General features: G+C 47.4%; 9 protein-coding genes. 1 reads left to right on the top strand and 8 read right to left on the bottom strand.

Annotated elements, in window-relative coordinates; translation table 11 throughout:
* Positions 1–4: 4 nt before the first annotated feature.
* Genes NDI52_RS26715 through NDI52_RS26700 form a run of 4 tightly spaced genes read right to left on the bottom strand, consistent with a single transcriptional unit; the run spans position 5 to position 4,188 of the window.
* A complete protein-coding gene (locus NDI52_RS26715; protein ID WP_190773940.1) occupies positions 5–706 on the bottom strand; it encodes a chemotaxis protein CheW in 702 nt (233 codons plus the stop codon).
* Between the two features lie 32 nt (positions 707–738).
* The gene (locus NDI52_RS26710) at positions 739–2,346 is read right to left on the bottom strand and encodes a methyl-accepting chemotaxis protein (RefSeq protein ID WP_190773939.1); all 1,608 of its coding nucleotides are present in this window, start codon (positions 2,344–2,346) and stop codon (positions 739–741) included.
* A 14-nt stretch (positions 2,347–2,360) separates the two neighbouring features.
* Complete coding sequence (locus NDI52_RS26705; RefSeq protein WP_190773938.1) at positions 2,361–3,665, bottom strand: protein-glutamate O-methyltransferase CheR; 1,305 nt, start codon at positions 3,663–3,665, stop codon at positions 2,361–2,363.
* Complete coding sequence (locus NDI52_RS26700) at positions 3,649–4,188, bottom strand: chemotaxis protein CheW (protein ID WP_190773937.1); 540 nt, start codon at positions 4,186–4,188, stop codon at positions 3,649–3,651. Before NDI52_RS26700 ends, NDI52_RS26705 begins: the two co-directional genes overlap by 17 nt.
* Before the next feature lie 399 nt (positions 4,189–4,587).
* On the opposite strand from NDI52_RS26700, the gene NDI52_RS26695 reads away from it, so the two are divergent.
* Positions 4,588–6,816, top strand: a complete 2,229-nt coding sequence (locus NDI52_RS26695; protein WP_190773936.1) for a SulP family inorganic anion transporter — start codon at positions 4,588–4,590, stop codon at positions 6,814–6,816.
* A 413-nt stretch (positions 6,817–7,229) separates the two neighbouring features.
* Here the strand turns inward: NDI52_RS26695 and NDI52_RS26690 are convergent, their stop codons facing one another.
* The 4 genes from NDI52_RS26690 to NDI52_RS26675 form a co-directional block, all read right to left on the bottom strand.
* Positions 7,230–8,222 (bottom strand): hypothetical protein, encoded by a 993-nt coding sequence (locus NDI52_RS26690; RefSeq protein WP_190773935.1) that lies wholly within the window; start codon positions 8,220–8,222, stop codon positions 7,230–7,232.
* A gap of 227 nt (positions 8,223–8,449) precedes the next feature.
* A complete protein-coding gene (locus NDI52_RS26685; RefSeq protein ID WP_190773947.1) occupies positions 8,450–9,097 on the bottom strand; it encodes a metalloregulator ArsR/SmtB family transcription factor in 648 nt (215 codons plus the stop codon).
* Positions 9,098–9,520: 423 nt separating this feature from the next.
* Positions 9,521–10,813 (bottom strand): M28 family peptidase, encoded by a 1,293-nt coding sequence (locus tag NDI52_RS26680; protein ID WP_199307765.1) that lies wholly within the window; start codon positions 10,811–10,813, stop codon positions 9,521–9,523.
* Between the two features lie 421 nt (positions 10,814–11,234).
* On the bottom strand, positions 11,235–11,429 hold the full coding sequence (locus tag NDI52_RS26675; protein WP_190773934.1) for a hypothetical protein: 195 nt from the start codon (positions 11,427–11,429) through the stop codon (positions 11,235–11,237).
* Positions 11,430–12,073 lie beyond the last annotated feature (644 nt).

Below are 12,073 nucleotides of genomic sequence, written 5' to 3'. Positions count from 1 at the left end.
AACACTACAAGAGGCGGCGATCGAGCGTATTCAGCAAATGGTCAGCATCCAGATAATTCACTTTTTTGTCTTGCCAGTCAATGATCCCCCGGGTATAGGATTGATGGGCTTTTGCAATCACAACAGGAGGTTTCTGAAGCTCATCTGGATGGAAGCGATAAACTCGATGCACCTCGTCTACCGGAAACACCCAGCGGCTCTCCTGCTGCCCAATCACCATCATGCGCCTGAGGTTAATTCGACTATAGGTGGGGTCGATCGGCATTTCTACCCCAATAAATTGGCTTAAAGACGCACAGGGCAGGATTTCACCGCGAATATTCACCAATCCCAGGAACAAATCATCACTGCGATGGGGAAGAGTATGAATAGGTACAGGACGGGTAATTTCTTGCAGAATACTAACGGGTAACGCAAATCGCTCGCTGCCGAGCCGGAAAACCATAGCCGATAGCGTTGTACCCTGGCCAATTTTGAGAGAATCTTGCTTGACGGCAGTAGACAGAGTTCCCATTTGAGCTTCTGGCGGCTGAGCAAGAATTTCTGTCCATTCCTGGAGATAGTCGAGTGGAATTTCGCGGTTAAGGAGGCCGCGGCCTGCCTCATGGTAGACCGGGCAATTGATGCAGTGTCCTACCGACTCTAAGCGATCGCACGATCGATCGCCCTCTATCCCAATCTCGCTCCAACAATACTCGGCATTCATCACTGACACTTCATCATGTAAAACTACGATGGCTACACTTTGAACTGTGAAATCTCCTGCTGCAACCCCTGCGCTGCATCATCCAACTGTGTTAACGCATTATTGGTTTCTTGAAGGGATTGCATGGTTTGGAGGGACGCATCACTGAGTTGGGCGATCGCCATACTAATTTGCTCGGCTCCCCGATATTGCTCATCCATCCGCTGGCTAACAGTAGCAAACTGTGGCGCAAGCCCCTGTACATCTTGAATAAAGCTGGTAATCTGCTCACTGACATTGCCAACTTCTTGAACGTATTGGGTTACCTCGCGACTAAACCGATCCATCTCTACAACCCCTGTTGACACCGAGGTTTGCATGGCTTTCACCATCTGTTCAATTTCCAGGGTTGCAACAGCGGCCTGATCCGCAAGCCGCCGAATTTCACGCGCTACGACGGCAAACCCAGCGCCATATTCACCAGCCTTTTCGGCCTCAATGGCAGCATTCAGAGATAGTAAATTCGTTTGATCTGCGACTTTCGTAATCGTCGTGACAACGTTATTAATATTATTGGCTTTTTCATCAATCACTTTGAGCTTTGCTGCGATCGATTGGGTCGCTACGACCAAATTTTGCATAGCCCCTTGAATTTTATCGAGATTCTCCTGACTGTTAGCCGCAGCACTGGTGGTTGTCTGAGCCGTATCCGTCACTTCATCCATCGCCTGGGCTAATTCACCCGCAGTAGAGGCAATTTGGCGAGACGTGGCTTTGACCTCGTGCATGGAAGCTACTTGCTCATTCACCGTCGATTCCAATTGCCGACCAGCCGCCGCAATTTGTGTCGTCGAGGAACTAATTTGAATTCCGGAGCGCTGAGCCTGAGCAATTAGAGCATTTAAGCTTTTAACCATTTCCTGGAAGGCTCTTAGCAATTGCCCAACTTCCGTGGGATCTTTGGTGGGCGGGATAGATTGGGTTAAATCGCCATCAGCGATCGCCGTTGCTGCATCGACAATGGGGGGCAACTGGCGTCGTAGCGGCAAGGTCGTGAGTAGCCCTGCTGCCAGCGTCAATAAAATCGTCAGTCCTGTCCCGATAACAATCAAACGCAACAGAAAGTTTTTTGAATTTTGGACAGCCTGATTATTGCGGTTTAACTGGTTCTCTAGTTCGCCAACAACGCGATCGCGTTGGGCAACCGCATCACTAATACGAGGCCGGCGTACATCCGCTTTGGCCTGAACCAGGTTGTTTTGATCAACCAGGCGAAAGATAGTTTGCAGCGTGCGATCGTATTCTTCACCTAATTCAATCAGGTTGCTAATGTCTGCCTGAGTCTGCGCATCAGATGTTGCTATCGCATTTTCGGCATTTTCTGTAAAGGATTGGCGAGCATCGGAATAAGCATCTATAGCACTCTGATCGCTTGGGAAAATCAAGTAGGTCCGGGTAATACCAATCATGCGATTGAGCCCATCAATCAACCCATTAACGTTGCGAATTTGGGTTTCGATGCGATCGCTTTCCTGCTGAAGCTGAAAAGTACGGGTAGTGGAATCATAAACAATCGCACTTAATCCCAATAGGGCTAACAGCGGAATAGAGTACCCCAGTAAAATGCGATTTGTAATTCGATCCCAGATTGATTGAACCATAGTGAATCATTTATTTAAGATGAATGATAGCCTTGCTCTACAAGCCGTTGCGCCCGTTTCCTTAGTTTTTCCGAAGCAGCTTGATTACCCTGTTGCTCTTTCAATAAAGCAAGATGTATCAAGGCTTCATAGGCAGATGGATCGAGATAAATAGCCTTTTGGAAATAGGTTTCTGCCTGTTTATTTTGACTCAGTCCCTGACAAATCTCACCCAATAGCAAATAGGCCGAGGCCTCCGCTGGGTTAGCCCGCACATAGGATTCACAAAGTTGAGCCGCTTGGGTCAGTTGTCCCTGATCGGCAAGCTGCTTAGCCCTTTCCAACAAAATGGGTGGCCCTTGATCTGATTGAGTTTTCGATAGAAACCCATTGCTTAAACCCTGATGAGCATCGAATGTTTTTTCGGATGGAGGATTAAGGTATTTTGTCTTTGGGAAAGTTGCTTTGTTCAATGGGTGCCGGATAGATGACTGATTTGTATTCAGTGCAGGTGAACTATTAGAATCTGTTTTATCCAATAGGGTAAGTGATTGTTTTTGGTACGCAAATGCAGAGGAATGCTCAATTGACTTGTAATTTTGTTTACCCGAAATTTGAGATGTTTCGGCAGCTCCCAAAAACAATAATCCTGTGGGGAACAGAGCATGATCGAGAGTTGCCATCGTGCGATCGCGCGCTGCTCCATCTAAATAGATCAATAGATTGCGGCAAAAGATAACGTGATACGTCTTACGAAGAAAATGAGGTTGCAGAATGTTGCCGTGAATAAAATTCACGGATTTACGCACCATTGGGCGCACTTGATGTCCCCTAGCCGTTGGTTCAACGTAACGCTCTAACGCTTCGGCCGTAACACCTCGAAAGGAGCTTTTTCCATAAACCGCCTGCTCGGCTTTTTGTAAGGCGCGCTGACTGACATCAACGGCATCTATTTGAAACTGAGCCGTTGTTAGCCCCGCGTCTAACAAAGTCATGGCGATCGAGTAGGGTTCTTCCCCCGTAGAGCAAGGCACGCTGAGAACATAGAGAGGCTTAGTGGTCCGTTCCCAGGCGTGAATAGCTCGTTCCTTCACGTAATACCGTAGATACTCAAAAGGTTCTTTGTCTCGGAAGAACCAGGTTTCAGGAATTACAACCGCTTCAATTAATTGATTGAGTTCCTCGGGAGCGGAGCGGAGAAGAGCCAGGTAGTGGGAGCGATCGCGCACACCATTAGCCGCCTGACGTTGGGCAACAGCTCGTGCAATGATTCGCGAACCTACACTGTTCGCATCTAGCCCCAACTTCTCCCTGAGAATAACTTCAATTGCATCCTGCACCGTTCACCTGCCCGCTTCTCTCAGTAAATAAGGCTGGATCAAGGCCATCTGCAACCAGTTGTTCCCAGTTCACCTTTTGAATAATGCCCTTACCATCAATAAATAGTTCTCCCATCACGGAAGAATCACTCATATTTTCCGCATTTTTCAGGGTATTGATGGGCACCTTTAAAGTTTCTGTTACTCGTTCTGCCAAAAGCCCCAACTGGCGTTTTTGATACGGTGAGTGTTCCCCCTGGCAAGAATTCGCCCCATAGTTCACCATAATTAAACGCGTGCTATAGGAAATTTTGCAGGATGTCCCCCGAATAAGTTGGCAAAGATCGATAACCGGCACAATGGTATTGTGATAATTAAAAACACCTGCAATATACTCTGAAGCTGCCTCAATCTTCCTGAGCAGGACTACTGGTGCGATCTCAATAACATTACTCGTATCAATCGCATACAGATTCTCTTCAATATGAAATAGTAGTAGTAACGCCGTTTTAGACGTAGCCTGCGCGGCTGTATTAACCTGCATAAACTCCAAAAAATTGAGGCAGCTAACTGACTGTAGTGCAAGTGACGACAATTAGCATCTCCCCTAGGGCAGGAAAATCTTTACGTCAAGAAAATTAGGATTATATATCCTGCGGAACAGGCATTTAATACTCATCTCGAAATAGCTAATTCGCTTCCTTGGAGAGTTTTCTGCAACCCTCAACTTTATGGGTGCTGAGGTTTATACAAGAATCAAGGGCCTCAGAGAAAGCTCTTCAATTAGCGTCGACTGTGTATTGTTAATAACTTTACAAGTTGACCTTGATGCCATTCAACTAATACAGCTATGCCCGAAGTAAGAAGTTACTTGCTGAGAAGACAGGAAGTCCCGCAGAATTCTATAGGATAAACACAACAAAAATAGATCTACATTTTATAGGTGACTACCATCGCACACGCCAAATCCACTACTAACCCTGTCATCTCCAACGCCATTGCAGGTGCCATTATGGGGCTGTTAGCGGTGACAAGTGCTGTATCGTTTGGAACGGTCATCTTCTCAGGAGACCTGGCACCTGTACTGACATTTGGGATTGGGTTGTTACTCTTCAGTTCTGTCATCATCAGTGCCTTCGGCACAGCTATGAGTTCCTACCCCGGCATGGTGGTAACAATTGCCGAAGTCACCGTTCCCATTTTTAGCTTGATTGCACGGCAGGTTGTTACGGCCATGCCAGATGCCCCCGTTGAGCAGAAGCTAATGACGGTTGTGGCAACATTTGCCCTTAACAGTCTGATAACAGCCGCAATTTTTTGGGCTTTGGGTTGGTTCAAATTAGGAAGCTTTGTGCGGTTCATTCCCTATCCCGTCGTAGGTGGTTTCTTAGCCGGGATTGGTGCGCTCCTACTCATTGCAGCCTTTCAGTCGGTTTCAGGATTAGATTTACAGCCATTCACGATCGCCGCTTTCTTCCAACCCAACGTCTTTTTGCAATGGTTTCCGGGGCTAATCTTTGCCGCTGTCATGTTCATGCTGCCTCAGCGAATTACCCACTTCCTGATATATCCCGGTATCATCGCCTCTGCCACGGCCCTCTTCTACATTGTCCTGTCCGTAACAGGAATATCCATGGCAGAAGCGACAGAACGGGGCTGGTTGCTGGGCAATATTCCATCCGGAGGGTTGTATGACTTTGCCACGTTACAGGCAATTCAGCAGGCTGACTGGAGCGTTGTCTTGCAACAAATACCAACTATGGCAGCGCTATGGCTAATATCGGCGATCGCGCTGTTGTTGCACGGCAATGGCATTGAACTGGTTGCGTCACGGGATCTGGATTTGAATCGCGAGTTAAAGTCTTCCGGGATTGCCTGGTTTTTATCGGGCCTTGGTGGGGGAATTGGCGGGTTTCCAAGTGCCGGGGAAAATACACTGGCTTACCAATTAGGGGCAAAAACCCGCCTGGCAGGATGGATGGTGACCCTGATCTGTCTCGCCATGGTGGTAGGCGGTGCACCGCTCCTCGCGCTGTTTCCCAAATTTATCCTGGTTGGGATGCCGTTACTGGTCACCATTGAGTTCTTCAATGAATGGCTTTACGAAGCCTGGTTCAAGTTCTCCCGCTCAGATTACGCCATCATTGTGTTGATTGTGTTAATCACCGTTAGTGTTGGCTTTCTCCAAGCAATCGGCGCCGGATTGGTCGCGGCGATTGTTCTGTTTGTAATTCATTACAGTCAGCTAACCGTTGTGCGCCATGCGAGCTATGGGACTTACCGCCATAGCAACGTACTACGAACTTCGGAAGAGTTGGAAATTCTGGAAGCAGAAGGGCAGCAGGCATACATTGTCGAATTACAGGGTCTAATCTTTTTTGGCACGGCGAATAAATTATTGAATCAGGTGCGCGATCGCCTCAACAACAGCGAATTAACTCCGCTGCGCTACGTGATTCTCGACTTCCGTATGGTGAGTGGACTGGATTCTTCCGCTGTTCTCAGCTTTGCAAAACTCAGACAAGTAGCAGACCAGAAACAAGTTCATTTGCTCTATAGCAATTTGGACCCTCAGGCTAAACAACGGCTACTTCGAGGAGAGTGCTTAGAACCAAACGATCCATTTTGCCACTTGTTTCCCGACTTAGATCGGGCATTGGAATGGTATGAGCAGCAGATTCTAAAGCATTACCAGCCTTACAGACCTGATCCGATTCCTGCGCCCGAAACAGCGCTGGCATCGCATCTGCAAACCCATTTTTCTGATCCCAGGCAGGTAAACCGTCTGATGGCCTGCCTAGAGTTACGCCAGCTAGCCGAGCATGAATATCTATTCTACCAGGGCGATCCATTTGATGGGCTATATTTTGTGGCATCAGGGCAGGTTAGCGTTGTGCTGGAATTGAATGACGGCCAGTTTAAGCGCCTTCGCACCTATACGGTTGGAAACACAATTGGTGAAATGGGGCTTTACCGTCAGACTGATCGTATGGCTTCAGTAGTCGCTGACAAACCCAGTTCACTCTATTTTCTATCTGCTCAAACCTTCGAAGAAATTGAAGCATCCGACCCAGTTCTTGCTTCCAACATTCACCGTTTTATCGTCAATTTGTTGGCCGAGCGGCTTCAACATCGTGAGGAAGAATTAAAGCATTTAATCGAGTCCGTATAAAACTTGTTCCATTTTTTTACTTACATCTTGTACCTTTCTAAAACCAAACCCCGTAATCTCTATTTTTCGTGTGCTTTGCAAAAAAAGGGATTACGGAGTTTGCTACAAGAGCTAATTTGAAGCAATTCACCTCAGTTCGGGTTAAGTTTTTTTTCCGAGTGCCGCGCTTCGCGCGGCACTCGGAAAAAACTATTATTGCGTGCGCGACGCGCACGCAATAATAGGCGGTTCGGCTTATCCCGAACTGACGTTAATTCGTGTTTGAAAGAATTCTTAAAATGAACCTTATAGCGCTTTTCAAGCGCTTAAAATCTGGTTGTTTTTGTGAGAGCCGCGCGGAGCAAGACTCTCACAAAAACAACCTTGGCTGATTCAAGTGCAAAGTGCTGAAAGAACTGCTATGGAAAGATAATTCAGGTTAGATAGTTCTCCAGCCTAAAAAATTTAAGCAGACTGTTCAAATCTGTCTTATCCTGAGTCGGAGTGGTAGCTTCAATCACCTGAATCGTCGTGGGTGTTAAATACCGAAATATCTTTTCAATTAAAACAGGAATGACATCTTTTGGAAACCCTTGAAGTTCCTGTTTGAAACGAGCTAAGCGGCTTTTTGCAAAACTGACTTGAAAGCGCGCACGCTTCAACAAACGTTGACGGATATTTTCTGCAATGGCTGGATCTTTTACTTCCAATTGATGAATCGTACCATCGCGCAGAAAAGGCACTACATCAGGATTTTCCTCTAAAAATAACAGGCTACCTTCCTGAGAGTAAGCCTCTACTCCATCCATTCCTAGTGCCCCTAAATCCGCTAAGGCAAGAATCTGAGCAACTGTCGATGGAACATGGTCAGGGCTGTGAAGTAGTGGTTGGTGAATGGCATTTTCGAGGGGTACATAAATGCAAATTGTTGCGTTAATAGCTTCTTGGATGACAGCAATATCCGCATCTGTAAATGTAGCTGTACTATTCGGATCGTGCTGCTTTATTAATCGATTTATCTGTTGGATATAGGGCATGAGTTGCCCAAGGGTTGCGGCCTCGCTTCTGCCCGGTAGACGCCGCCGAGCCGTATTTTTCTGGGTATTCTGCTCAAATAATTGAACCATATCGTGAGCAGCAGCACAGAGATCAAGCAATAACCCTGTGCGGTCTAAATCTAATGGAGTTGTATGAGTTGTGGCTTCTGCCTCAGAAGTGTTATAAAGGGTATCCAGAATTTGATGCGATCGCCGTCGAACGCCCTTTACATGGTCTTCCGTATGGTAATAAAGTTTTTTTTGAATAACTTCTTCACGTAAGCGCTGTAAAGCAAACGCCTCAACGTAAGCAATTGTTTGGGCAAACGTTTGGGGGAGCTGAGATAAACCACGCGCCTGCAGTGAATTCGGGCGATCGTCCCCATTCATAAATCTCGTTCTCTGAAGGGAAGTTCAATTATCGGCTGCAATTCCTTTGATTGCATATGCCCAGAGTCTGTTTTAAAGGTTGGACTTTTCGTATGCTTTGTCACAGACGATGACAATTAGGTGAGACAAAACACTGGCAGTACATATGTTTTGGTCGCAATCAAACGCGTAGGTTCTCAGATAGCTTATGCGATCGCTTATTTGAGGCAACGGGCTGGAGGCTCTTGTTAACTGATTTGGTAAGTACAGCGGCGTTCTCCGGCGACAATGTGTTCGACACGCCGAATACTCACCTCATTTCCCAATACCGTTTGAAAGGTTTCCAGTTCTTTCGCGCAGAAGCCAGTGCAGACTGTGGCAGCAGCACAAATCGGACAATGATTTTCCACCAAGAGAAATGAACCATCTGGTTGGGTTTCAACCTCAGCCATATAGCCTTCCTCAGTACGAAGCTCGGCCAGTTTCTGCAAACGTTGCTTCAAGGAGCGCTTTCCCTTCATCTGCTGGGTGTAACCCTCAAGCTGTTGGCGGGTACGGATTTCTAACAACCGATCTAACCCTGCTTCCCCAAACGCTTCTTTCACAGAATTTAACAACCCTAGCGACAGCTCAGCATAGCCATTGGGAAAGAAGCGATCGGCCGCTGAAGTCAATTGCCATAGCTTGGCAGGCCGTCCCATCGAGCGTGGCTCCTCCTGGTACGTCACCAAGCCTTCATTCTGTAAAGCATAGAGATGCTGTCGCACCGCCATTGCTGTAATCTTCAAGTGAGAAGCCAGGGTTTCTGCATCCAGGTTGCCTTCCCGCTTCAATAGCTGGACGATCGCCCGTCGTGTTCGAACAGCCACTTCTTCGGTTTTCGCTTTCTTTACCATCATTTATAGCTAAGCTCAGTTGTGGTGCAATCGAGGGAAAAACTGGAATCAAGCCCCAGTCTCTCGACCACAACCGAGGAGCAGTATAGAGTTTTACCACTTTATAAAGTAAAGAAATATCTTTATAAAGTCAACGGTAATCAGCCAGGACACTCATTCTAGTGCCGTAGTTGCAGCGGTAAGCTCAGATAAGCAGCTAATTTTTTCATAGTAAACTTGCATCTTGCACTTTTTCAAAACCAAGACCCAGAATTGTTTTTTCGTCGCTTCGCAACGAAAAAACAATTCTGGGTCTTGATGCAAGGTATGAGCCGATAAACTAAGGAGATTTCCAGATAAGAACTTCCCCATTATTTGGAAAAAAGGCGCGGCTTCGCCGCGCCTTTTTTCCAAATAATGGGGATATTGTTTCTCAGAAATCTCCTAAGCATTGGGAGTCAGCAAGCGATTTAGAACGTCAAGCGTAATTTGAGCTGTTTCGCTCAGAAGTTGGGCGTTTACCTGGCGATCGTTGGGCGAATGATAGTTTGGCTCCATACCCCGGGTCAGGAACAAAACAGGTACATCAACAGCCGCAAATGAAGCATGGTCGCTGCCTCCAGCCTCACCGAATATAGAAATCGAAGGATTAACGGTTGTTGCCAGACGGGTCAGTTCGGATGTGCCGCTAGCTTGCAGGCCTGCATTTACGCCGACCATATCAAGATTGAGCATGGCGCGGAGCTGTTGAAGAAATTGGGGTTGGGCTTCACGCACAAAAGTTCGTGATCCCCTGAGTCCATCTTCTTCGCCATCGAAGGCAACAAACCAGACTTGACGGCTGCTTGGAGTGTCTGCCATTTGCCGCGCCAAGTTGAGCAGAACGGCCGTACCAGAAGCATTATCGTTTGCACCTGGTGAACCCGCAACCGAGTCGTAGTGAGCACCCAGCAATACGTCTGGTTGCGTTACACCTTCCATATAAGCAATGACGTTGCGCCCCGTTACCATCTCCTCAACAGCATTTACATTTAGTGTTACGGGGGACGCAGCCGAGTTGGAGAGCAATGCTCGTCCGTCCTCACCACCCAGCGACAAAACTGGAATGCTCACCCCACTACCTAGTGTCCCTTGAAAGTTATTGTCATCCGTGTTGACAATAATCAGCCCCAAAGCACCTGCTGCCGCCGCATTTCTCGCCTTTTCGAGAAAGCGGATTTCGCCACGTTGCACGATCGCGATCGCACCACGCACATCCACTTGAGCAAAATCTTCACGACGTCCCACATTAGGCACAACAACCAGCCGCGCAGTCAGACGGCCAGGGTTCGAGCCATTGAGGGCGCGACCTGAGAGAGTAGAGCCGTTGATGGTTAGGGTGGAGCCACGATCCGTAAATTTTGAGTAGGTGAAGGTTTGTACCTCAGTGACATATCCAGCCTGTTGAAATGCCTCTTCTAAGTACCGACTGGATTGTTCAGCGATCGGTGTTCCTGTCACTCGCGCCCCCATCGCCACTAACGCTTCAACATCAGCAATGGCAGGGCGATCGCCCTCTAGGAACTGCGATCTATCCAGTTGTGAAAATGGCGTATGAGCAGCCTGCTCAGCCGCTTGCTCCATGCGGGTGGGCAACTGGCTACATCCTGTTAGCCCGACACCTAAAATAACCATGAGCCGAACCCATGGTAGCCGCTTGGGTTGAGCAGAGGATAATCGGCTATTTACGGAGTACATGCGACTTCTTCCTAACCTTTAACTGCCATTATGAGCGGCAAAAATGACACCAACATGTCACGTTCATAGCGGCCGTTTGACCGCAAGGGCCAATCCTTGATCTACAGCGATTTTCAAACGCTGTAAATCTGGTTGTTGTGAGAGCCGCGCGGAGCGCGGCTCTCACAACAACCATGGCTGATTCAAGCGCAAAGCGTTGTAAGACCTGTTTTAAGAGATCACTGTGGTCATGCTCTAACCTTCATTACACAACAAAACCCTGATGCCATCGCTTTATGCGGCGAGATCAGGGTTTAGTGTGCCAGAGTAAAAATGTGAGTAAGGTTACTTGGAGCCACGAAGGGCCGATAGTAAACCAGCCAATGCTGGTCTAGCAAAGCATTTTAGATAGAACTGATGACCTCGCTGGCAACGAGTTCCGTTAAAACAGAGGAAAGGGGAAGAGTGGCTCTAATTCAGGGTCGTAGCGATCTAGCGCGTATTGCATCACCTTATCGGAGATACCACCTGCTTCATAACTCTTGAGCGCGCAGTACACCTCAGCGAGGCGCTCTCGGTAAAGAACCCCAGAATACATCAGATTTAAAGCGCGTTGAGAGAAATATTCTAAGTTCATTTTGGTTACACCAATTAAAGTATTTAACTGCTTTACAAATGTTTAAAGATGTTTAGCTTCGCCGTCTCAGGAGAACTACTTCAACATTGCCAGGGAGCGATCGCCCACGCCATTATACAAGCAGAAACTGCACCTCATCATGGGTGACGCGTGGGTTATTCGGTGTATGTCCCTAAGAGGGGTAAATCTTTGTGGTTTCCAATGGTTCCCAACTGGAGATTAGCATACCCTTTCGGGGAATAGTTGGGAACATCGGCTGGGAGCCGCGGTAAAAGCTAGGAATAAGGGTCGACATAGACCGTAAGTAGTTGAAAACACTTAGATTTAGAATGCCCAGGAATTCTAAAAACGCAATAATTTCAGCAAAAAGCTTTGCAGGTCTGTCGGACTGTCTAGTGCAGCTAATCGGCGGAATTACTCTATTGCCAGGGTCGGCGGAAAGCAACTCGCTGTCATGACCCTATTCTAATCACATTTAATTCTGCTGGGAATAGGATCTGTTTGTCGAATTGTCTAGTTTTTGACTTTATAGCATTGTGCGCGTTACTTAAGTACGGTGGTGTGGGGGACAAAGTGCCCACACCACCGTTGCTGTACCTAACGCACTTGTACATTGCTATATGTTGGAAAATCAGGGCTGAGTA

Source organism: Leptolyngbya sp. PL-A3, from assembly GCF_039962325.1.
Taxonomy (GTDB): domain Bacteria; phylum Cyanobacteriota; class Cyanobacteriia; order Elainellales; family Elainellaceae; genus Vacuolonema.
The sequence above is the reverse complement of the archived record's forward strand: the minus strand, read 5'-3'. Positions and strand labels throughout refer to the sequence as shown.